The sequence below is a fragment of the Streptomyces sp. NPDC031426 genome (assembly GCF_055581585.1).
In genome coordinates, this window is the sequence record NZ_JBVIJE010000042.1 from 1 (window position 1) to 21,111 (window position 21,111).

Sequence of the window (21,111 nt, forward strand, 5' to 3'; positions counted from 1 at the left end):
TCCGCACTCCAGCAGACGTCGCTACCCACCTCGACAGGTACGGCAACCAGCCGCCAAGGAAGATCAAATCAGCGTGTTGATTCTCTGCGCGCCCTAACGACGTTGTGAACGAAATCGGGTGGGGTGTCTTGATCGAGGCCCGAGGCTTCTGGTGCCCACGCCGCGTCCACTGCTGGGGGCGGTGATGGTGCACTGAGGCCCGGTGGCTAATCTCGTCTCTCCGTCGATCTGGAGTGGAGGGGAGCAGGCTGTGCGCAGTGCCGCCGTGACGCCCGAGGGCGGCCGGATCCGCTGGGTTGAGCTGCCTGGACAGGAGCCGTCCCGCGTCTACGTCCATGGTCTGGGCGCCACGTCCCCGGCCTACTTCGCGGAGGTTGCGGTTCATCCTCTGCTCGCCGGACGTCGTTCGCTGTTGATCGACTTGCTCGGGCACGGCATCAGCGACCGGCCGACGGAGTTCGACTACACCCTGGAATCCCACGCCGATGCCCTTGCCGCGGCCCTGAACAGCGCGGGTGTCATGGGCGCCGAGCTGATCGCGCACAGCATGGGTGGCTCGGTGGCCATCGTCCTGGCCGCCCGGCACCCCCATCTGGTCTCCCGCCTGGTCCTGGTCGACGCCAACCTTGACCCGATCCCGCCCGCACCGGGCGCCGCGGGCAGCAGCGGCATCGCCGCGTACTCCGAGGAGGAGTTCCTGGCGGCCGGCTGGGAAGAGATCCGCGACCGGGCTGGTTCCCACTGGTGGTCCACGATGCGCCTGGCAGGCCGGGAGGCCCTGCATCGCAGCGCGGTCCACCTCACCCGCGGCACCGTCCCCACCATGCGTGAGCTTCTGCTGGACCTGAAAATCCCCCGCACCTACCTGCTGCCCCAGGCCGACGGCCCGCTCCCGGGAACCGATGCGCTCACCGCAGCCGGGGTGGCCGTGGTCTCCATCCCGGACTGCGGGCACAACATCATGCTGGACAACCCGGAAGACTTCGCCCGCGCCACCGCATCGGCGCTCTCGGACCACAACCAGCGATAGCGCCCAAGCGGCCCGTAACGCGGAGAGAGCCGCGCGGGTTCCTCCTGTGTGATGACGAAGGAATGGGCCCGTGCGGCCCTGTCTCATCCTGCCTTCACCGGCATCTCCCGTGCACATCTCGGCGGTTTGATCGACGAGCTGGCCGGGCCATGGACCGCGCGCTGTGAATCCGCACTGCACGAGCGGCGCGGCGGCAACCGCAGGCAGCGGCCTGGTGCCGGACCAAACTGTCCCGTCTGCTCGCAACCCTTCGACGGCCAGCCCGGCTACCTCGTCCAGGGATCGCGCTGGATGCACCGCCGGTGGCACCGCGGCACCTTACTTATCTGCCAGACCTGCCACACCGACCAGCGCGGCGCCTGGAACCACGACCACAAGGCACTGTCCGTTTCCTGGACGACCCTCGTCGGCCGAGGGGAACAGATGGCGCCCACGCCGTGCACGTCCTGCGGGCAGCCCGTCATCCGTAATTTCGACCCCTTGCTGAAGCGGGTCACCTGCTCGACCACCTGCCGAACAGACCTCACGCGTAGCCGTAACGGCAACAAGGGGAGCGGACAGCCGTGCGAGTCGTGCGGCGAGCAGATCACCACAGGCCGTGCAGACTCCCGGTTCTGCTCGCCGAAGTGCAGGCAAAAGGCCTACCGGCAGAGGATCTCTCACGCACAGCCGTAACGTACCGAGAGGCTGAGACGGACTCTCTGCCCGCCTTGAGAGTGGCGGCCGGCCGCCACTGACAGCCGTCTCCCGAATGCGCCTCACCTGCCGCTGGGGAAGGCTGAGGCCATGGCTGAGCGTCGCGTGATCGTGGATCCACCCGGTGAGGGCGGCGGCCGTCGCGTCCGGGTCGACAGTGAGACACTGGGCACCGCGTACAGCCTGCACGACCTGTCGGTGTTCCTGGAGCGTGCCGGCCTGGAGGGGTTGGACGTGGTGGACTTGGTGAACTCGCCGCTGATCGAGTGGCGGAGTGGCGGGCCGGAGGTTTGGCCGGCGGTTGAGTGACGTACGACGCCCCGTCCTGGTTCGGTCCGATGAGGGCGTGGCTTGCCCTGCGCCCGGAGCCGGCCGAGGGAAAGATCAAGACGGGCAACGGTCGGCCCATGCTGGACTTCACCGTGGCAGACCTCTTGGGCACGCAGCCTGAGGAGCTGCACCAGGGAGACGCCGTCGAGTTCAACTTCGACGAAGAATTCGAAGGACACGCGGTCCAGGTCATCAAGGTCTGAACCCCGAGGCCCGGTGCGGCAGGCACCATCTGGAGGTGAGTGGGTGGTGCCTGCACGGGCCTCTGCACCACGCAGCTCTGCCGCGGCCTGGTCGTGAAAGAGCCGGGCGGGGCTTTGCCCCACAGTTGCGACCGAGCACGGCTCAGTCGCAATGGGGCACGCGACCGGCGTGCCCCATTGGGGCAGCACAGGTGATGTCCCGTCTCGGCGAGTGCGCAGGCTCGGCGAGAACCACCAGAAATGACGAATCGCGGGGCAACGGCGCTCCCGCCTTCTCCCTCTGACAGGTTGCGACCGGTGACCTGATACGACGGATGCGGGCCGAGGAACAAGTTCACGTCCTCCGTCATCTCACGGTTGCCGAGCACGACACCATCCGCAGGGGGAGACAGATAATGGGCTTTCTCAACCGGCGCGCCGCGCGTGCCGCCGTCGTTACGGCAATCGGCATATCGGCACTCGGGCTGAGTGCGGTGACAGCTTCCGCGAAGATCAGTTACGACTTCAAGGTGAGCCCGCACACCGTGAAGGTCGGCGCGCGCGTCCACGTGAAGGGGTACGCCGAGAACGACAGCGATGTCCTTCAGAAGTTCTGCGTGCAACAGCGGCAGGACAAAGGGTCCTGGCATACGGTGAAGTGCGCTCACGGAGGCATCGGCCTTGGCGGCGCAGTCGATACCTGGGTACGGGCGAAGCACCGAGGCACACTGCAGTTCCGCGGCGCGCTCTACGAGGCCGACTTCGGCTCGAACAAGCTCCACCTGCAAATGGTCACGCCGACCGAGACCGTCAGGGTGCGCTGACCGCGAAGCCGCATCAGAGGGTGCCGGGGCCCATCCGGATCCCCGGCGAGTCCCGAAGGCCCTCATCGGCGGGACAGCAGCAGCATAGATTCGCGACGAAACGGTCCACGCCCAGCAGCGGCTCAATCACCGTCCAGAGCTCGTTGTCGACTTCCCACGGCTTCGGCCGAGCCGCGCTCGTGTACGAGGCTCGGCACTTGGGCGCGATCCGGCTGGAGCGGCACCGGCTGTGCAACGCGGAAGGTGTCCAGGAGAGTTTCGACTCGCTGGGCGAGATCCTCAGCGCCTTGTTCTGACCAGCCCAGATGGGTACATCCGTCACGCAACCAAGGCGCCGGTGCGGTCCGCGAACTCGCGCAGACCTTCGATGCGGGTCGGTCCGTACAGCAGACCGGCGGTCAGCGCCCGCAGAGCGGGCCGCCGCACCTCCTGCGGCGCCTCCTGCTCGACCTTGCGCAGCGCAGTGAACGTCTGCTTGCCGGCCCCGAGTGCGTTCCACATCCGGGCGACGTCAGTCCACGCCCGCGCCCGACGCTCCGCCGTCGGCATCCGGTCCACATTCAGCCGGGCCGCGACCTCGACCGCCTCGTCCGGAGTGCCCAGTGCGTTCAGCACGCTGATTCGGTAGGCGTCGACCTGGGTACGGGTGGCCTCCACCGTGAACAGGCCCGGCACCGCCGGATGCCTGCTCGTCTCCTGCTCGGCTTCCTCCAGCAGTGACAGGGCCGTTGTGCGGTCCCGGCTGGTCGCCGCCGAGTACGCGCCGGTCAGCAGCAGCGTCGTACGCACGGCACCGGTGCGGTCACGGGAAGCGTCTAGGTCGGAGGCCTCCTTGGTCAACAGGTGCACTGCGGCCGTGGACCGGCCCGAGCGGCGCATGGCGATCGCCAGCTGCCGGGACGCCTCCCCGACGGCCACAGGGATACCGCTGCAGCGCGCAGCCGCCAGCGCCCGGTCGGCCGCCACCCACGCCGCGTCCGAGTGCTGCTTGGTGGCGAGTTCGGCCGCCAGCACGTACGAGCGGGCCAGAGCCATGTCCGCCTGCTCACGGGCCCGACCCGACGAGGCGTCCCTCGTTGCGGTCGCCGATGCAATCAGGCTGGGCAGCACCTGCCCGAGACGTGTGTACTGGGTGGCGCAGTAGTCCTGCCGGGCGGCAGCGATCTGCCCCACGAGCCGGGGTAGCGGCATTGGCTCCGCCTGCGGCAACCGGAACAACGCCACATCCAGATCGACCGGAGCGGCGGCAGCCGGCTCAGCGCCGACGACGGCCGTCGCCCCCGCTGCCACCACTCCCGTCAGCAGGTTCCTACGACGCACCTCGTCCTCCTCAACCGACGGACAACCTCCGGACACCGTAGCGATTTTGGTCATGCGGGGTGTGGCAGACGCACGCAGCTGCTCGGGTGCGATCCGCAGGACAGCGGCGAACCTCAACAAGGTCGGGTAGTCGATGCCCATCTGCCCGTTCTCGATGCGGGATACGGCCGACGCCGAGTAGCCGCAGGCCTTGCCGACCTCGGTCTGCGTGAGCCGGAGGGCGCAGCGCGCTCCGCGTAAGAGGGCACCGATTTCGGCGTCCGCGCCCATGGGTACCTCCTCGGACCCTGGATGGGGTGGTGCAGAACTTAGTGTCGCCCGAGGGGTGTTGGGAGGGCGCGCGGATGCACACTGTGTGCCGGATCCGCACACCAGGTGCCGATGCCTACTCGGCAGCTTCGCACCGCCGGCGCGGGCCTCCATGGTGAGGACCGCACCCGGCAACTGCCGGGCGTCTCCACGACCGGACTCCCAACCGCGGCACGCCCCTGCCGCCGGCCGGTCATCCTTACCGGAGGCATCTATGAAGCTGCTGGTCACCGGCGGAGCCGGGTTCATCGGCTCCCACTTCGTCAGGCGCATTCTGGCTGCCGACGACGTCGAGCAGGTCACCGTGCTCGATGCGCTGACCTATGCCGGCCACGTCGCGAATCTCGGGTCGGCGTTCCTTTCTCCCAAGCTACAGTTCGTGCGTGGCGACATCTGCGATGCCGAGCTGGTCGACGCCCTGGTCCGCGAGCACACCGCGGTCGTCCACTTCGCCGCCGAGTCCCACGTCGACCGCTCGTTCGCCACCGCCGGAACTTTCCTGGCCACGAACATTCACGGCACCCAGATCCTCGTGGACGCGGCCATGCGACACGGAGCCGAGCGGTTCGTGCACGTGTCCACGGACGAGGTGTACGGGCCGCTGCGGGAAAGCGCGGCCACCGAGGACTCCCCGCTGCGCCCGTCCGTCCCCTATGCCGCGTCGAAGGCCGCCAGTGACCTGATCGTCCTGAGCTATTGGCAGACCTACGGTGCGCCTGTCTGCGTCACCCGCTCCTCGAACAACTATGGGCCGAACCAGCATCCCGAGAAGATCATCCCGCTGTTCGTGACCCGCCTGCTGCGCGGCGAGCAGGTCACCCTCCACGACCGTGGTCAGCATGTCCGCAACTGGCTGCACGTCGAGGACAACTGCTCTGGCATCGAGTTGGTCTTGCGCCTGGGCCTGCCCGGTCAGGTTTACAACATCGGCGGTGGCACCGACCTGTCCACCAAGGAGCTGACCGGGGAGCTGCTGCGGATCTGCGGCGCTGACTGGGACCGCGTCGAGTACATCCCCGACCGGCTGTCCAACGACCTGCGCTACGCCATAAACTGGTCGAAGCTTGCCGCCCTCGGCTACCGGCCCGTCCGCGACTTCCAGGCCGGGCTGGAGGAGACCGCCGACTGGTACCGCCGCAACCCAGACCGGTGGGCGCCGCTGTCCCGCAGCCCCCTGCCGGCCCTGTCCTCCCCGCGGATCGCGGCCGTCTCCCAGGAGGAGCGACAGCATGCCTGAACCAACGACCCCGCGCCGGATCCTCGTCACCGGCGTCGGCGCCGCACCCGGCCTTGGCCTCGCCCGCAGCTTGCTGCGGCTTGGCCACCGGGTCGTCGCCGTCGACGCCAACCCGCTCGCCCCCGGCTTCTTCCTGGAGGACGTCTCGCCGTACGTCGTCCCGTTAGCCAACGACCCCGACTACCCGTCTGCCATCGCCGAGCTGTGCCGGGCGCTGGCCGTCGACGCGATCGTGGCCGGCATCGAGAACGACCTGCCACCGCTGCTCGACCTGCGGCCCCGCCTGGAAGCCAACGGCGTACGCCTGTGGCTGCCGGACCCCGAATCGGTGCACGACTGCATCGACAAGGCCCGCTTCCACGATGTCCTGACCGAGCATGGCATCCCGACCCCTCGCACGTGGGAGCCCGAAGACCTCGACCTGGTGCCCGTCGGCGTCGAGCTGGTCGTCAAGCCGCGCAGCGGGCACGGCGCCCAAGGCGTGCACATGGTGACCTCGTTGCGGCACGCCCGCGTCCTGTGCGAGCTGGTCCCATCTCCGATCGTGCAGGAACGCGTCTACGGCACCGAGTTCACCGCCGACTGCCTCGTGGACCGCGACGGCCAGGCCTCCGTGATCCTGCGCCGCCGCGACCTGGTGAAGGCCGGGTGCGTCGCCGTCAGCACGACGTTCGACGACCAGGCCGTGCACGGCCTGGTCGTGGACACACTGCGCGCCGTCCGCGCGGCCGGCCTGTGCTGCGTCCAAGGGTTCACCACCGACGACGGCCGAGTCACGATCACCGAGCTGAACGTCCGCGTGGCCGGAGGGTTCGCGCTGACCGAAGCCGCAGGCGCGGACCTCGTCGGCCAGATGGTCAACGGCCTGTTCGACGAGCCGGTCGATCACGGCCGGCTCACCTACCGCACCGGCGTGTTCCTCACGAACTACCTGGAGACGCTGCGCGTAGGCGATATCACCGAGCTGCAGGTCTCCGCTGCCCCAAAGGGAGCTGCCGTATGACCACCACCGTCAGGCCCAACGCCGGGCGCAACGCCAGCCCGTTCCTGTTCGGCGAGGAGGCCGCAGCGGTCGCCGAGGTGCTGGAGAGCGGGCAGTACGGGCACACCGACGTCACCGAGGAGTTCGAGCGCCGCATCGCTACCTTCCTCGGCGTCCGTGACGCCGTCGCCGTCATGTCCGGCACCGCGGCCCTGCACACGGCGCTGCTCGCCGCCGAGGTCGGCCTCGGCCACGAGGTAGTCGTGCCGTCCATGACGTTCAGCGCGACCGTCCAGGCGATCCTCGCCGTCGGCGCCACCCCAGTCTTCGTGGACGTCGACCCGGCCACGCTGTGCGTGACTGACCGGCTCGTCATGAACGCCGTCACCGACCGCACGCGCGCGGTCATGCCGGTCCTGTTCGGCGGCCGGGCCATCGACTTCTCCCGCGTCCGCAAGGAGCTGACCGCGCGGGACATCGCCATCGTGGAGGACGCCGCGCACGCCTTCGGCTCCCTCAACGGCGCCCGCCGCGTCGGGGCGACCGGGGACCTGACGTGCTTCAGCTTCGGCCCGATCAAGAACCTCACGTGTGGGCAGGGCGGCGTCGTGATCCCGCGCGGCCATGTCGAGGCCGCCGCGCTCCGCCGGATCCGGATGCTCGGTGTCGTCCAGTCCCAGGCCGAACGCGCCAGGACAACCCGCTACGCCGTGGAGGGGTTCGGGTTGCGGTACCAGATGTCCGGCATCAACGCGGCCATCGGCCTCGCCCAGCTCCCGCACTTCGAGAAGACGGAGACCACCCGCCGAAGCCTGTGGCGCGCGTACCGGCGAGCCCTCGCCGGCCTGGACCGCGTGAGGCTGGTCGACGTCGACCCCGACCGGTCCGTGCCTCACCTGTGCCAGGTCCTCATCCCGCACCGGGACGAGGTGCACGCGCGGATGAAGGCCCGCGGCATCGGCGTCGGTGTCCACTACCCGCCCAACCACCTGCAGCCGGCGTTCGCCGAGTGGCGGCGCGACTTGCCCAGCACCGAGCAGGTCGGCCAGGAGATCCTGACGCTGCCGTTCCACCAGCACCTCACCGAGACCGACATCGACCAGGTCGTCACCGTCCTCGGCCAGGCCCTGAAGACCGTGGGAGCCGCATCGTGCGCAAGGTCCTGACCGTCTGCCTCGGCAACCACTGCCGATCGCCGTTCGCCGCGCTCGCCCTCGCCCGGCGGGGCCCCGCCGAGCTGGAAGTCCGTTCGGCCGGGCTGATCGGGAAATGGGCGGGTGAGCCCGCCAACGAGTCGATGATCACCGCTGCTCGGCGCCTCGGCCTCGGCCTCACCGCCCACCGCGGCCAGCAGATCACCCGCGACATGCTCAGCTGGGCCGACAGCGTCCTCGCGATGGACACCGCCGTCCTCGAGACGCTCCGCGCGATCTGTGGAAAGGCCAACGAGCGCAAGCTCGGGCTCTACCTCGGCGACCGCGACGTGCCCGACCCGATGGGCAAGGACCAGGAGGCGTTCAATGCCTGCGCCGTCCTCATCGAGGCGGGGACGGCTCTCCACGTCGACCAGCAGTGACCGGCTGCCCGGACGCGGCGGACAGGATCTCGTCCACGAGCCTGTCGGCCGCGTCCGGACGGCCGTACGCGCGGGCCCGCTCCGCCATGCCCCACCGAAGGTGAGCATCGGCAAGGAGCGGGCCCAACGCGTTGCACACCTGGTCCGCCGTCACGTCACCTTCGAGCGCGACCGCTGCCCCGGCCTCCTGCAGGTGCCGCGCATTGTGTGCCTGCTCGTTGCCCGCCGACGACGCCAGGGGTACAAACACCGCGGGCTTGCCCAGCGCGGTCAGCTCCGCCAGCGTCCCCGCACCGCTGCGGGAGATCACCACATCGACGAGGGCCAGCACGTCCGGTAGCTCCGGACCGACGAACCCGGCCAGGTAGTATCGGCCCGCGAGCCCGGAGGGCAGCCCAGCCGCCCGCGTCTGCAGGCTCTCGACGTTGGCGGGGCCGCACTGGTGCACCACGTTCGCCTGCTGCAGCAACCACGGCAGCACCTCGCCGACCAGTTCGTTGATCTGCTGCGAGCCCTGCGCGCCACCGGTGACGTACACGGTCGGCAGCTGCCGGTCGAAACCCCACAGCTGCAGCGCCTGCACGGCCCTGTCCGCGTGTCCGGACAGGATTTCCGGCCGTACCGGGTTGCCCGTCACCACGGCGATCTGCCGCGCCGACTCCGACAGCAGCGCCAGCGTCGACTCCGACGACACGCAGATCCGCGCAGCCGACGCTGCTAGCTTCCGGTTCGCCAGCCCCAGCCGCACCGTCTGCTCGTGCAAAACCAGCGGGCGGTGGCACATCCGCGCCGCCAGCCCGGCCGGGACCGCCACGTAGCCGCCCGTCGCGAGCACCGCATGCGGCTGGAACTGGTCGATGGCCCGGCGGGCCTGGATCACCCCGAGTGGCACCCGCGCCATGTCGCGTACGTTCGCTGGGGACGCCAGCTTCAGCGGGTTCTTGGAGCGGCGGATCTTGCCGGTCACCACGGTGGTGAGGGGGATGCCCTCGTCCGGCGCCACTCGCGCTTCCAGGCCGGTGGCCGTTCCGATCCACAGAGTCTTGAGCGCCCGGTCCTCAGCAGCGAGCCGAGCCTGCAGGGTACGCACGGCGGTCAGCGCGGGGTACGTGTGTCCACCGGTCCCGCCGCCCGTGACGACGAGACGGAAGGGGGCGATGTTCATCCGGAGCTGCTCCAAATCTGGCGGAGATCAGACGAGTCGCCACAGTAGCGGCTGTGGACCACGCTCTCGCCCTCGCAGGTGAGGGTTCAGCGGTCGACGACGCCCTTGTCGAGGTCGCGGTGGAGGAGGTGCACCGTCAGGCCCCGGCCGAAGTGGCATCCCCCGCCCATCCGCCGCCGACCCCACCCGAACCCGCACCGCATTGGCCAGCGCTCGGTGCTGAACACTGTCCGAGCCATCCTCACCAACCCCCGGCCCCTCAGCCCGGCGCACAGAACACAGCGCACCCCCTCTTCACCGGCTCATTACACGAACGAGCCCCGCCTCTTTGAAGCGGGGCTCGTCCCTCTGGCCAGAATCAGTGCCCGCAAATATGTGTCACGGTGTCCGGACTCAGCTCGGTTCACGCAGGAAGACCTCCAGCGCCGCGTCGGGCTGATCCCTCGTGGCCACGAGCAGAGTCATCCCCTCAGTCGGAGCGTTCTGCACCTCTCGGACCAGGGATCCCCTGGTACCGTCGCTTAGCGGGGTCAGTCCAACCCGGGCCACTCCGTCAGCGTCTCGCCGGTGTGCTCGTTAGTGAGGGTGATTCGGGCGTCGGGCAGGCTGCCGTACTCGCCGACCCAGCTGACGAATTTGCGGTGCGCGGTCTCCTCGACCTGCCACCAGCCGTGCTGTACCGGCCGGCCGTCGGAAGCGAGCCGCAGGTGGTAGCGGCCAGCGTTTGTCATGCGGGGCGGATTCCACGCGTCTGGCCGGGCTCGCGGACGATCGCCTGCTTCGATTCGAGCTCGACCAGCTGGTAGTGGACGGATGATCGGCTGCGCATGCCGACCGCGGCGCCGATCTCGGTCACGGTCGGTGCCTCTCCGCGGTCGCGGATGGCCTCCCGGATGCAGCGGAGGATGCGTTCCTGGATGTCGGTGAGGTGGTCTACGCGGTGCATAATCAGGATTAGAGCGCATGTTCGAATTTCTCGGCAAGTGAAGACACGGCAATCAGGAGCACCCGTGGGCGAGGAGATCTCCCGCCTAGACGCCCTCCGCTTCGCCCGCCGCGTCTTCCAGGAGCACACCGCGCGCCAGCTCGCCACCATCGACCGGTGGATCGCCGACGAGGAATGCCGCGAGGCCGAGAAGCGGCAGGGCGAGGAGAGTCGTCCTCCGGCGCCCGACTGGCTCCTCGAGCTTGGGCTCAACCGCGACCACGCCGTATACGTCCACCGCGCCGGTTGCTGGAACGCGGGCAAGCGGTCCCGCGGCGTCGGCGAGGCCGATGCACGCCAGGCGCTCGCCACAGGCGTCTCGGCCTGCCCGCACTGCCATCCGACCATAGCTTGATGGATCGCTCACACGACTGGTCCCCCGCCGGATGCGCAGGGGACCAGTTCCGGAGCTGTTTACGCAACCCCGCGTGAGCCGCGCCAGAGGTCAGCGCTTGAACATGTCCTTGATCTTCTCCTTGGCCTGGCGTGCATCGCCCTTGGACTTTTCCGCCTGGCCTTCGGCGACCATCGGTTCATCGACGGCGGCCCGTCCCGTGGCCCTCTTGAGTTTTCCCTTGGCCTGCTCAGCCTTGGCCTTGGCCTTCTCACCAGCCGACATGACAGACACGCCTCCTGCCGTGGTTAACGATTTGTCCGCGTTTGGCGACGAATCCCGTGTGCCCAGCACCGCCCCTCGCAAACGGGTGATGACCATGAAATGGCGGTATGCCGCGATCAGGCGCTGCGCGGCCGGCGCCCCGCGGTCTTCTTGGCCAGCTGCTTCTTCCCGACCGTCTTCTTCTTCAGCCCGTGTACCTCGGCGGGCCCGGTGTCCTCGCCGCGGGGGCGGCCTTGACCTTCGATACGGACTCTTGCAGTGCGGCCATGAGGTCGAGCACCTGGGTCGGCTGCTCAGGCTCGGGGGCTTCGGGGAGCGGCTTCTTCTGGCGCTTCGCCTCGATCAGCTGAGTCATTGCTTCGGTGTAGCCGTCCTGGAACTCGGGGCCTTCCAGTCTTTCGGTGGTCATGGTGTCCATGAGGGCGAGCGCCCCAGTGATCTCGTCCTCGGTCACCTCGATCGGCGGCGGGAGCAGCTCGGCGGGGTCGCGGATCTCGTCTGGCCAGCGCATGGCGTGGAGGACGAGGACATCGTCGCGGACGCGGAGCAGGCCGAATCTCTCGCGGCCGCTCCAGGCGTACTTGGCGACGGCCACCTTGGCGGAGCGGCCGAAGGCCTGAACGAGGAGCTTGTACGGCTTGGCCGCGACGGGGCTGGACGGCTGGAGGTAGTAGCCCTCCGCGATCCGGATCGGATCGATGGATTCGAGGGGCACGAACGCGTCGATCTCGATCGCCCTCGCCGTCGGCAGCGGAAGGTTGCTCAGCTCCTCGTCCGTGATCGGGATGACCTGGGTCTTCGACAGCTCGTAGCCCTTGCCAATCTCGGACTGGTCGACCTCACGGTCCTCCAGCTCACACACCTTGCGGCAGCGCACCCGGCCCATGTCCTCGAGGTGGTACTGATGGAAACGGATGCTGTGATCTTCGGTCGCACTCACCACGTCGCAAGGCACCGTCACCAGCCCGAACGAGATGGCGCCTGACCAGATAGTTCGAGGCATGGCAGACCTCCGCAGTAGCCCCAAGCAGCATCAGCCGGCCCGGGCCGCGAGCGGGAGTTCATCCCAGCGGGGTGGGGTGCCGACGAGGAGCCCGCTCCTGCAACACCTCAAGGACCGGACCTGGACTTCGGGTGACGCAGGGCAGAGGGACCGGGCAGGATCGCACCTTCCCGGCCCCGCTGCCCGGCAGAACCCATCCACAGGTGGCCCGGGGCCCGCCTCAACGCACCGTCAGCCGACCTGAACGGTGACCGGCGAGGAGTGGAACGTGCCGGACCTGACCGCCACCCGCACCTGCTCGGCGCCCTTGCGGGTGAACGCCCGCTTGATCGTGTAGGTGCCGTTCTTGTTCACCATCGCGGTCGTCCGCAGCGTGGTCCACCTGCCGTGGTGCAGATGCTGCAGCACCAGCGTGGAGCCGGCCTTGATGCCCTTGACCCGGCCGGTGAACACCACAGTGTCGCCCGCCTTGACGGCCTTGCGGTCGGCCGAGACGCTGATCGATCCCATGGCCCCTGGCATCCGCGACGGCTTCACGCTCGGCATACCGGTACGCGTCATGGAGGGCTTGGGCGTCGGCGTCCTGGTCGCAGCGCCGGTACGCGTCGCGGAGGGCGTGGATGTCGGCGTTCCCGTCACGGAAAGTGCGGGCATCGCTGTCCCTGTCGCAGCGACGGCCGGTGCCGTGCCGGCCGACAACACGGCGGCAGACACAGCACCAGCGGCAAGCGCACGGGCACGGCGGGTTCGGGTGAAGCTCATGATGCGTCTCCCGTTTTTGGTCGGAGCCCCCCTTGCGAGCGAGCCAGAGCGGCCCGCGGAATCAGACTGGCCCGAGCACACCCGAACGGCATGCCGAAACGGACACACGAACCGTTCAACGTTCCACGAATCCGAGCAAAACCGCAGGTCGAGCGGCATCTTCTCCCCCCAACCCCGATTACCCTGCCCCCTACCTTTCGTCACTCAATCGGCGCAATACAAGCACTCACAGTAATGCCAGCGGGTGCGGTCAGCACTGCCGGCACGTCGTCCGATCGATCCTCCGGCCGGCGGCGGTAGCCCAGAGAGATCCGCCGGGCGCGTCCATGTCGACGGCTATGACCCGTCCGCGTCGACGGCGATGCCCCCTTCGGCAGCGACGGAGCCGAAGGGGGGAAGGCGCCGGGTGCTTGGTGCGCGTGAACGTCGAGCACCCGACCGCGTACAGGACGCTGCCGTCAGGCGGTGGCGAACTCCGGCGCGATACGCGCCGCTGCGGCCGCCGCGTGACGCCTGACCTCTTCCTCGTCCAGGTGGTCCAGGCCGAGATCGACCAAGAGCCGGTCAGCCTGCTGACGGGCCAGCGCCTCCAGAGCGTGGGGCAGGCTCTGAGCGTCGGTAGACTGCCCGGACTCCTTCAGCTTCCGAGTGGCCTCCCAGGCAGCCGCGTGACCAGCCTGCTCCTCGGTGACCAGACGATCCAGGCTGCTGCTGCCGTAGATGACGGTGTGCGCGTCCTTGTACTGCTTGATGCTCTGGGACATGGTCTTCTCCTCGCACAGGGGTCAGACCGGCGCTTCACAACGCCGGCCGGTAACCACCCCAGACAAACCCGATACACCGCCCCGCGCCCGACAGTGACCCCCGAACAGGTGGCCCGCAAAGTCGTCCGAGGCGGGTGCAGCAGAGCGCGGAGAGGCCGCCTTCCACGTCGAAGTCCTGCCGGACGGCAGAGAGGTCCGCCTCGGCGTCCTTCTGTCGAATACCAACACCAGGAGGGCGAAGCTGAACGCGGAGCAGCTCCAGCGGCTGGCCGGCCTCGGGTTGGAGTGGGCGGCGCAGGCCCTGGGCGCGGCGTAGTAAAAGCGGGATCCGGACCGGCGCGGACCGGCTCGTACCTCTCTGCCGGCCGTCGGCCCGGCTCGGTTGCGACCGGCCTTTCCGCTCAGGAGGCCGGCCGCAACCGTCTCGGGAAGATCCGCGACCTGAGCTGAGCCGCCTCGGCAAAGGACGCTCGGTTCGCAGCCGCAAGCCCCGTCATCGGCTCTGTGCCGTGACGGCTATGCGTGCTCATCGCGGAGTCCCTCAAGCGGCCCCGGGTGGCCGCCAGGGTGCGGTGGCCCGCCCGAGCAGCCCTCGTCCTGGAGATCCTGGTCCTCTTCTGCGTGGGCCTGCTGCCGTCAGGACCGCCGACACCGCCGCCGCCGTGCTGGTGGCCTTCACCGCCTCACTACAGGTAGCCACCTTCCGCAAGCTGGTGGACACCCCCTACAGCACCGTCATGACGACGGGCAACCTCCGCACCGAATCCGCCAACAAAGTTCTGAAGGCGCGGGGTTCCTCGCCAGAAACAGCTGAAGTGATCACGACCTGGGCGTTGCCGCGCCTGAGCAGCACCGAGCTGCGGTCGACCTCGACGGAGTCCGCCACTCGCACGAAACCCAGGTCGGAGACGAGACGGCGCATGACCGGCTTCTTGTCGCGCGTGTGGATCTCGATGTGCAGTACGTCCGGTGCCTTCACGGGGGTCGCTCCTTCCGGGACCGGTCATTCCTGGTCATGCGCGGCTGGCCCGGCCGTACGGCCGGGTGTGCTCACCGTGCCAAGGGCTCGGTGGCGTACCGGCGTTCGTGTTCGCGTTCGCGTTCGGGCCGCTGTGCCCGTCACGGTGGCTCCAGACGTCGGTGTACGAGGAGGACGAGCGGCGGGTTCTAGGGGTGGGGTGGTCTGCCCGTGCCCGTCCGGGTGGTGCTCGCGGCAGGAAGGCCGAGCATCGACGTCAGGTCCGTGGCGATGACGTCGGCGACGGTCGGCAGCGCGTCGTTGATGAAGAAGTGGCCGCCGGGCAGGACGCTCTGCCGGAAGACGCTGTGCGTCTCCATCCGCCACGCCCCCATCCGTTCGGGAGAAGCGGGCCCGTCCTCGGCTCCGGAGAACGCCCGGACGGCTACCGGCAGTGTGGGCCGCGTGCGGTGGGGCCAGGTCGCGATCACGGTTAGATCGGCTCGGAGGGTGGGCAGCAGGAGGTCCAGCAGGTCGGGGTCGTCCAGGACGTGCGGTGCCGTGCCGCCGAGTTCGCGGAGGTACTCGACCAGCCGGTCATCGGACTCGTTCCAGGCGGGCACCTCGCGTTGCAGATAGGGTCCCGGGCTCGCGGCCACGAACAGGCCCACGGGAAGCGGCAGTCCGCGGTCGCGCAGGGCGTGCGTGAGGTTGAACGACACCTGTGCGCCCATGCTGTAGCCGAAGAACGCATAGGGCAGGTCGAGCCGCCGGCAGAGCGCCTCGGCCAGCGCCTCCACCAAGGGTCCCATCCGGTCGTAGGGGCGTTCTGCGATCCGGTTCTCGCGGCCGGGCAGCAGCACCGCTTCGACGGAGACGCAGTCGGGCAGATGAACCGGCAGGTCTCGGAACATGCCCGGTCCGCTGCCCGCGGCGTGCAGGCAGAACAGCCGACAGCGCGGATCGTCGCCGGAACTCAGCCGCCGCACCCAGCGGTCCTGACGGGCGGCGGTGGAAGCCGTGCCGCTCACCGCGGGTGCCCCGTGGCCGGGGGCAGGAGACCCGCCGAGGACACTCCGGGCGGCGCGACGGGCGCGGCGGCCCGCTCGGCAACCAGTCGGTGCATGCGGCGCGGTGGTTGCGGCGTGCGGTCGCCGACGCCGTCGCCCGCGGTGCCGTCGCCGGAGACGTGACGGTCGGCGGTGGCGTCGTTGTGGCCGGTGCCCCGGTGGATCACAGCGGCGAAGGAAGCGAGGGCGTGCGACGCCGTCACGCGCCGCGATACGGCCGGCCGGCTCATGCGTTCGGTCATGGGCGTCCTTGTCGAGGGAGGGATCAGGGATTTCGGCCGCCGGCCAGGCGGCTGTCGTGCCGTTCGTCACGGCCGCCGACGTTTCCCGGGAACGGAATGCGTCGCACCTTTCCGCAGACCCGGAGACCCGCAGACCGGAAGTCCGTCCCGTATCGCCCTGTCCGTCCATGTCCTGCGGTGCCGTCGGAAAGAGGGTCGGTCGCCCCGAAGCCGAAGCGTTGGAATTGAGCGCATTCCATGTCAGCGGTCTGTTGGTTTCAGTCGGTCCGTCGGGTGAAACGGACCGGGAGGGAGGTGACGCCGTAGAAGGACGTGATGTCGGGAAACCAGGTGACGGCATCGCGGTCGCTCACCCGGTAGTCCGGGATCCGGCTGAGCACCTCTTCCAGCATCACGGTGAACAGGGCCCGCACCAGGGAGGCGCCCAGACAGTAGTGCGAGCCGGCGCCGAAGGCGAGGTGTCCCGAGGTGTCGCGGCCGAGGTCGACGGTGTCGGGGTCGGCGAAGACCGTCTCGTCGCGGTTGGCCGAGGCCCAGCTGACGAAGACCCTCTCGCCCGCCCGCAGCGTACGGCCCCCGAGCTCGATCTCCTCGGCGACGGTGCGGCCGGTGCCCTGTACCGGAGACATCCACCGGAGGTATTCGTCCGCGGCACGCGGGATGAGGGCCGGGTCCGCGATCAGGCGGGCCCTGAGCTGCGGATGCTCCTCCAGGTGCAGAAGCGCCGTCGCGGTCAGGGAGGACACCGGGTCGATGCCCAGCAGGATGAGGTACAGCATCGACAGGATGTCCTCGTCGGACACGGGATCGCCGTCCACCCTGCCCGCCAGGAGAAGCGGGAACAGACTGCGGTCCGCGGGGTCGGTGCCGTGTTCTCGGCGTACGTCCAGCTCCTCCACCAGAGCCATCGTGATGCGCTGCGCGTGGGCGCGTGCCCCGGCGAGATCGTGCGGTGCGGCCAGCAGCGCCTGGTGGACCAGCGAGTCGATCTCGAACCAGCGGTCGTCCGGTAGTCCCAGATCGCGCATGGTGACGATGCCTGGCACCCGCAGCGTCAGCGCGGTGACCAGATCGCAGGCGCCCTCGCGGATGACGGCGTCCACGCTCTCCCGGGCCACCCGGCGCAGTTCCGGCATTCGTTCTCGCACCTTGCCCGCGGAGTAGAACGACGACAGCAACTTGCGGAACTTGAGGTTCCGCGGTGTGTCCTCCTCCAGCGGAACCAGCCTGCCGGTCTGTCCCAGAGGCGGAATGGTCACGCCCTGAAGGGTCCCGTCGGCCAGTACGTGCCCGGTGCGGAACACTCCGTCGCGCCCTGCTTCCGAGACCTCCGCATGCCGTGTCACGACCCAGAAGCCACCCCAGGCCCGGCTCCAGGAAACAGGGCACCGCGATCGCAGGCGCGCGTAGGAGGGAAAGGGGTCTTCGGCCAAGGCCGGGTCATGACTGTCGAAGTCCTCGGTGCCCGAGTCCGCACCGCCGGCTCGCCCGGCACCGCCGATGCTCTCGGCCCGCGCGCCGCTGTACGGACACCCGTTGCCGTACGCTCCTCCGACACCGGAGCCGGAACCGGCAATCCGGTCCGGCCGGTCACGCCGGTACGACTCGAGCTGGTCGTCCACGTTCACCTCTTCCTGCCTCCCCTTGGTCTCAGCGCCACGGGCACGGCCAGGGTCCGCCCTCCCGGTCGGGGCATCGACGGCGTCGCGCGGAGTCGGCACACGCTCGGGAAGGCGGGCCCTGGCGTCCGGTACGGCCGCTGGGGGCCGTCGGCCGTGCCGGTCTCAGGTCCAGCTCACCACCGTCTGGGTGTCGGTGAAGCCCATGATGAAGGACACCGTGGTGCGGTTGCCGCTGTTGGCGTCCACTGCGTGCACGAAGGCCCCGTTGAAGGCGTAGACATCGCCCTCGTGGATGTCCAGGCGCAGTTCCTCGAAGCCGGCCAGGGCCTCGGCCGTGTAGGGCAGGCCGGTCAGCTCGATGCCCAGGGCGCGCCGTGTCGCGTCGTCGGGGCGGATGTTCCAGATCACCAGCCGTCCTCCGGCGGTGTGCTCGATGCACATGTTCACCGCGCAGATGTCGTGCTCCAGCACACGCTGGATCTCGAATCCCGTCTGGCGCGGATCCTTGCACTGTGCCTCGTCCTCGTGCGGGTCGAGGGAGAAGTCGCCCTCCTTGTCCCAGGCGCGGATGAGGGCCGCGGACGCGGAGCGGCCGTCCATCTCCGCGACTCTCAGCGAGGCGCCTTTCTGCCCCAGGGCCTCGTTCACACCCTGCCGGAAGGTGTGCCAGGGCGAACCGGGAGCGTCGATCACCTCCTGCACATGGTCGGCCACCTCGGCGGCTTCCCTGAGGTACGTGTCGGCGCTCTTGTTCCAGTGGTAGGCGCCGACGTAGTGCGACGGCTCGCCCTCCCGGTGCTGACGTGCGGGACTCGCCCAGAACCGCTCGGTCAGTTCCTTGCGCGCGGCCGGAGGTATGACGTCCCGGAAGATCACTCCGAGTCGGCGGCCGTGCAGGACGTCCAGGACGAGCGCGTAGTCGAGTTCGCTACGCTCCTCGAAGCGGAAGAACTCCGGATCGGCCTGTCGTCCGTTCAGCCTTGCCTTGCTCTGCTGCATGGGTGTTCCCTCTTTCACACGTACACGAGTGCTGCCACGGGAGCGCGGGGTCCGGGAACGCTCGGTCCCGGCTCAGGACCGCGGGGCGCGCGGGGTGACGAAGGTGTCCCCGACCACGTAGCCGTCGAGGTCGTGCTGCTCGCCGTAGCGGATGAGGTCGCTGGTGCGGTTGATGAAGCCGCGGCCGGAGAAGTTGAGCGAGGTGTTGCACAGCACGCTGAACCCGGTGACGCCGCGGAAGGCCTCCAGCAAGGAGGCCACGGCCGGGTTCTGCTCACGGGTCACGGTCTGGGCCCGCGCCGTGCCGTCGACGTGTGTCACGGCCTTGAGCGCCTCGGAGCGGACGGTGCTGAAGTAGAGCATATAGGGGTCCGGGACGGAGCCCTCGAACCATTGCCCGGCGTCCTCCTCCAGGCAGATCGGTGCGATGGGACGGTATCCTTCCCGCTGCTTGATCTTGTTCAGCCGGGCGGTGGTCTCCGCGCTGAACGGCGCCGCCAGGATCGACCGGTTGCCCAGCGCCCTGGGGCCCATCTCCCACCGGCCGCGGGCCCAGCCGATGATGCCTCCGTCGGCGATGAACCGCGCCACCTCCCCGTAGTCCAGTGGCCGGGTCTCGTAGCGCTCCGGGTCGAAGGCGGTGTCCTCCACGAAGTCGTCGCCGGCGTAGACGTCCCACTCCACGGTCGCCATGCCCGTGTAGTGCAGTTGGGCGTCGACGGCAGTGCCCAGTGAGGAGCCGCTGTCGTTCGGGCACGGTGGCACGAAGACCTGCGGGAAGAGGCCGCATTCGGCCCAGCGGCGGTTCCACTCGCAGTTCAGCCCGCAGCCGCCGGAGATCAGCAGCGGCAGTCCCTCGGTCAGGTGCTCCGCGGCGTAGGCGTGGAAGCGGTCGAAGATGGCGTCGGAGAACTTCGCCGCCAGGTCCTTGTACTCCTGCGACTCGACTCCGATGTTCCGGAACGGCGTCCAGTCCATCTCGTCCTTGCCCAGGGTCGTGATGATCCGCTCCTGCGCGAGCAGGAAGTCGATGAGTTCCCGCTCCTCCGCGGTTGTCTCGGTGCGCCGGGCGAAGCCCGTGAGGGCCATCTGCTTGCCCGCGTCCTGGAGCCGGAGGACGCCCTTGTTGGCGGTGAACTTCCGGTCGGCCAGGGCGAACAGGTAGGCGTACTTGTTGCCCGGGTCGGACATGACGTGCCGCAGGTGGGTGACGCTGCCGGTTTCGTCGATGCGGTAGAAGGAGCCGATGTTGCCCTCCCACACCAGGCAGTAGCAGGGCTGCCCCGCAGGGAACGGCGAGAGCCCGTAGGCGGTCATGATGTGCGAGCGCTCATGGGTGGAGGAGAAGACCCGCACGTCTTTGCCGAAGAACCGGCCGGCCCGGTCGGACACCGACCCTTCGCCGACGCCGAAGTAGCCGGTGAGCGAGGGCGGCTCCTCGGAGTACGTGCCCTTCACCCAGCCGCCGACGGCCACCACGTCCGGGAGCCGGTCCAGCCGCTCCGCGGCGGCCAGCAGCACCTCCGCGGTGAGCGAGTCGTAGCGCGGGAAGGAGTCCTTCTCCGCCTCCAGCGAGAACAGCAGGCGGCCGTCGTCGATCGCCGAGACCGCGCTGTCGTGTCCTTCCTTGAACGACAGGATCAACATGCCTCTTCACTCCTTCCGCCGGCTGGTCCTGTGGACGGCCGGTCTGCGGTGACGCCGTCGGCCAAGAGCCGCAGTAGCCTCTCGGGGCCCTCGATGAAGCCGTAGTGGCCGCCGTCGAAGACGACCTGGTCCATGTCGCCGCATGCCGCCCAGCCGGTCATCCGCTCCGGCTCCATCCCGACGTCGCCGCTCCACCCGATCGCGGTGATCGGGCACGGCAGTCTCGGCGGATCGGCTAGGTGGTAGCGGCGGTTGACCTCGATGTCACGCCGCAGCACACCCAGGGTCATGCTGACGAACGTGGGCAGCGGAGTGCCGCCCAACTGCACGATCAGCCCGCGCAGCTCCTGGGCCAGTTCCTCGTCGTCCATCTGGAGGTGACGGCCGTACGGACCGTCCTGCGGGGCCACCTCGGAGGAGACGAACAGCCGTTGCGGCGGCCGTGCGCCGCGGCCGACGGCTTGCACGGCGGTCTCGTATGCTGCGAGCGCCGCGCTGCAGTGGCCGAACAGGGCGTAGGGGACGTTCAGATGGGGTTCGAGGACCTCGGAAAGGACGCGGCCCAGCTCCTGGTACGTTTCGAAGGGCTGCTCCCGCAGCCGGTTCTCGCGGCCCGGCAGCTGTACCGGCACGAAGCCGACGCCCTGGTACTCGGACGGCCACTGGCGGTACATGGACGCGCCGCATCCCGAATAGGGCAGCAGGAACACCCGGGCTCGGGCGTCGGGAAGCGGTTCTCTGAGAAACCAGCGTGGGGGTCGGCCGGCGGTCGGCATCGGCTGGTGGACC

26 protein-coding genes are annotated in these 21,111 nt (G+C 69.1%); 11 read left to right on the forward strand and 15 right to left on the reverse strand.

Annotated elements, in window-relative coordinates:
• Positions 1-250 precede the first annotated feature (250 nt).
• From ACZ5NH_RS41795 to ACZ5NH_RS41820, 6 genes are all read left to right on the forward strand, one after another.
• A complete protein-coding gene (locus ACZ5NH_RS41795; protein ID WP_468783247.1) occupies positions 251-1,030 on the forward strand; it encodes an alpha/beta fold hydrolase in 780 nt (259 codons plus the stop codon).
• A gap of 51 nt (positions 1,031-1,081) precedes the next feature.
• On the forward strand, positions 1,082-1,705 hold the full coding sequence (locus ACZ5NH_RS41800; protein WP_468783249.1) for a hypothetical protein: 624 nt from the start codon (positions 1,082-1,084) through the stop codon (positions 1,703-1,705).
• Between the two features lie 111 nt (positions 1,706-1,816).
• Positions 1,817-2,035 carry a hypothetical protein gene (locus ACZ5NH_RS41805; protein ID WP_468783251.1) on the forward strand — a complete coding sequence of 73 codons (219 nt, stop codon included), beginning with the start codon at positions 1,817-1,819 and terminating at the stop codon, positions 2,033-2,035.
• 29 nt (positions 2,036-2,064) lie between these two features.
• Positions 2,065-2,259, forward strand: coding sequence for a hypothetical protein (locus ACZ5NH_RS41810; RefSeq protein WP_468783253.1), 195 nt, complete (start codon positions 2,065-2,067; stop codon positions 2,257-2,259).
• A 395-nt stretch (positions 2,260-2,654) separates the two neighbouring features.
• Complete coding sequence (locus ACZ5NH_RS41815; RefSeq protein ID WP_468783255.1) at positions 2,655-3,062, forward strand: hypothetical protein; 408 nt, start codon at positions 2,655-2,657, stop codon at positions 3,060-3,062.
• Positions 3,063-3,205: 143 nt separating this feature from the next.
• On the forward strand, positions 3,206-3,358 hold the full coding sequence (locus tag ACZ5NH_RS41820; RefSeq protein ID WP_468783257.1) for a hypothetical protein: 153 nt from the start codon (positions 3,206-3,208) through the stop codon (positions 3,356-3,358).
• Positions 3,359-3,380: 22 nt separating this feature from the next.
• Here the strand turns inward: ACZ5NH_RS41820 and ACZ5NH_RS41825 are convergent, their stop codons facing one another.
• Positions 3,381-4,652, reverse strand: coding sequence for a helix-turn-helix domain-containing protein (locus ACZ5NH_RS41825; RefSeq protein ID WP_468783259.1), 1,272 nt, complete (start codon positions 4,650-4,652; stop codon positions 3,381-3,383).
• 253 nt (positions 4,653-4,905) lie between these two features.
• Here ACZ5NH_RS41825 and rfbB point away from each other — a divergent pair, with 253 nt between their 5' ends.
• The 4 genes from rfbB to ACZ5NH_RS41845 are packed head-to-tail and all read left to right on the forward strand — an operon-like array spanning position 4,906 to position 8,486.
• Complete coding sequence (gene rfbB, locus ACZ5NH_RS41830; RefSeq protein ID WP_468783261.1) at positions 4,906-5,928, forward strand: dTDP-glucose 4,6-dehydratase; 1,023 nt, start codon at positions 4,906-4,908, stop codon at positions 5,926-5,928.
• Positions 5,921-6,931, forward strand: coding sequence for an ATP-grasp domain-containing protein (locus tag ACZ5NH_RS41835; RefSeq protein WP_468783263.1), 1,011 nt, complete (start codon positions 5,921-5,923; stop codon positions 6,929-6,931). Before rfbB ends, ACZ5NH_RS41835 begins: the two co-directional genes overlap by 8 nt.
• Positions 6,928-8,076 (forward strand): DegT/DnrJ/EryC1/StrS family aminotransferase, encoded by a 1,149-nt coding sequence (locus ACZ5NH_RS41840; protein WP_468783265.1) that lies wholly within the window; start codon positions 6,928-6,930, stop codon positions 8,074-8,076. The genes ACZ5NH_RS41835 and ACZ5NH_RS41840 overlap by 4 nt, the downstream gene beginning before the upstream one ends.
• Positions 8,061-8,486 carry an arsenate reductase/protein-tyrosine-phosphatase family protein gene (locus ACZ5NH_RS41845; RefSeq protein WP_468783267.1) on the forward strand — a complete coding sequence of 142 codons (426 nt, stop codon included), beginning with the start codon at positions 8,061-8,063 and terminating at the stop codon, positions 8,484-8,486. Before ACZ5NH_RS41840 ends, ACZ5NH_RS41845 begins: the two co-directional genes overlap by 16 nt.
• On the opposite strand, the gene ACZ5NH_RS41850 is transcribed toward ACZ5NH_RS41845, so the two are convergent.
• The 3 genes from ACZ5NH_RS41850 to ACZ5NH_RS41860 all read right to left on the reverse strand — a co-directional run bounded on the left by ACZ5NH_RS41850 (position 8,446) and on the right by ACZ5NH_RS41860 (position 10,597).
• Entirely contained in the window at positions 8,446-9,651 is a 1,206-nt protein-coding gene (locus ACZ5NH_RS41850; protein WP_468783269.1) for a UDP-N-acetylglucosamine--N-acetylmuramyl-(pentapeptide) pyrophosphoryl-undecaprenol N-acetylglucosamine transferase, read from the reverse strand. The genes ACZ5NH_RS41845 and ACZ5NH_RS41850 overlap by 41 nt on opposite strands.
• 530 nt (positions 9,652-10,181) lie before the next feature.
• Positions 10,182-10,382: a hypothetical protein gene (locus ACZ5NH_RS41855; RefSeq protein WP_468783271.1), complete on the reverse strand. Its 201-nt coding sequence runs from the start codon at positions 10,380-10,382 to the stop codon at positions 10,182-10,184.
• Positions 10,379-10,597, reverse strand: coding sequence for a LexA family protein (locus tag ACZ5NH_RS41860; RefSeq protein ID WP_468783273.1), 219 nt, complete (start codon positions 10,595-10,597; stop codon positions 10,379-10,381). The genes ACZ5NH_RS41855 and ACZ5NH_RS41860 overlap by 4 nt, the downstream gene beginning before the upstream one ends.
• A gap of 64 nt (positions 10,598-10,661) precedes the next feature.
• Here ACZ5NH_RS41860 and ACZ5NH_RS41865 point away from each other — a divergent pair, with 64 nt between their 5' ends.
• Positions 10,662-10,991 (forward strand): DUF6233 domain-containing protein, encoded by a 330-nt coding sequence (locus ACZ5NH_RS41865; protein ID WP_468783275.1) that lies wholly within the window; start codon positions 10,662-10,664, stop codon positions 10,989-10,991.
• A 90-nt stretch (positions 10,992-11,081) separates the two neighbouring features.
• On the opposite strand, the gene ACZ5NH_RS41870 is transcribed toward ACZ5NH_RS41865, so the two are convergent.
• From ACZ5NH_RS41870 to ACZ5NH_RS41920, 11 genes are all read right to left on the reverse strand, one after another.
• Entirely contained in the window at positions 11,082-11,255 is a 174-nt protein-coding gene (locus ACZ5NH_RS41870; protein WP_451008910.1) for a CsbD family protein, read from the reverse strand.
• A 184-nt stretch (positions 11,256-11,439) separates the two neighbouring features.
• Positions 11,440-12,195 carry a non-homologous end joining protein Ku gene (gene ku / locus ACZ5NH_RS41875; protein WP_468783277.1) on the reverse strand — a complete coding sequence of 252 codons (756 nt, stop codon included), beginning with the start codon at positions 12,193-12,195 and terminating at the stop codon, positions 11,440-11,442.
• A gap of 294 nt (positions 12,196-12,489) precedes the next feature.
• A complete protein-coding gene (locus ACZ5NH_RS41880) occupies positions 12,490-12,768 on the reverse strand; it encodes a hypothetical protein (RefSeq protein ID WP_468783279.1) in 279 nt (92 codons plus the stop codon).
• Positions 12,769-13,478: 710 nt separating this feature from the next.
• Positions 13,479-13,784 carry a DUF3759 domain-containing protein gene (locus tag ACZ5NH_RS41885; RefSeq protein ID WP_468783281.1) on the reverse strand — a complete coding sequence of 102 codons (306 nt, stop codon included), beginning with the start codon at positions 13,782-13,784 and terminating at the stop codon, positions 13,479-13,481.
• A 724-nt stretch (positions 13,785-14,508) separates the two neighbouring features.
• Entirely contained in the window at positions 14,509-14,763 is a 255-nt protein-coding gene (locus ACZ5NH_RS41890; protein ID WP_468783283.1) for a VOC family protein, read from the reverse strand.
• A gap of 188 nt (positions 14,764-14,951) precedes the next feature.
• Positions 14,952-15,773 carry a thioesterase II family protein gene (locus ACZ5NH_RS41895; protein WP_468783285.1) on the reverse strand — a complete coding sequence of 274 codons (822 nt, stop codon included), beginning with the start codon at positions 15,771-15,773 and terminating at the stop codon, positions 14,952-14,954.
• Complete coding sequence (locus tag ACZ5NH_RS41900) at positions 15,770-16,054, reverse strand: hypothetical protein (protein WP_468783287.1); 285 nt, start codon at positions 16,052-16,054, stop codon at positions 15,770-15,772. Before ACZ5NH_RS41900 ends, ACZ5NH_RS41895 begins: the two co-directional genes overlap by 4 nt.
• Before the next feature lie 257 nt (positions 16,055-16,311).
• Positions 16,312-17,313, reverse strand: a complete 1,002-nt coding sequence (locus tag ACZ5NH_RS41905; protein ID WP_468783289.1) for a cytochrome P450 — start codon at positions 17,311-17,313, stop codon at positions 16,312-16,314.
• A gap of 525 nt (positions 17,314-17,838) precedes the next feature.
• Positions 17,839-18,675 (reverse strand): hypothetical protein, encoded by an 837-nt coding sequence (locus ACZ5NH_RS41910; RefSeq protein WP_468783291.1) that lies wholly within the window; start codon positions 18,673-18,675, stop codon positions 17,839-17,841.
• A 72-nt stretch (positions 18,676-18,747) separates the two neighbouring features.
• Complete coding sequence (locus ACZ5NH_RS41915; RefSeq protein ID WP_468783293.1) at positions 18,748-20,322, reverse strand: carbamoyltransferase C-terminal domain-containing protein; 1,575 nt, start codon at positions 20,320-20,322, stop codon at positions 18,748-18,750.
• On the reverse strand, positions 20,316-21,098 hold the full coding sequence (locus ACZ5NH_RS41920) for a thioesterase II family protein (RefSeq protein WP_468783295.1): 783 nt from the start codon (positions 21,096-21,098) through the stop codon (positions 20,316-20,318). The genes ACZ5NH_RS41915 and ACZ5NH_RS41920 overlap by 7 nt, the downstream gene beginning before the upstream one ends.
• Positions 21,099-21,111 lie beyond the last annotated feature (13 nt).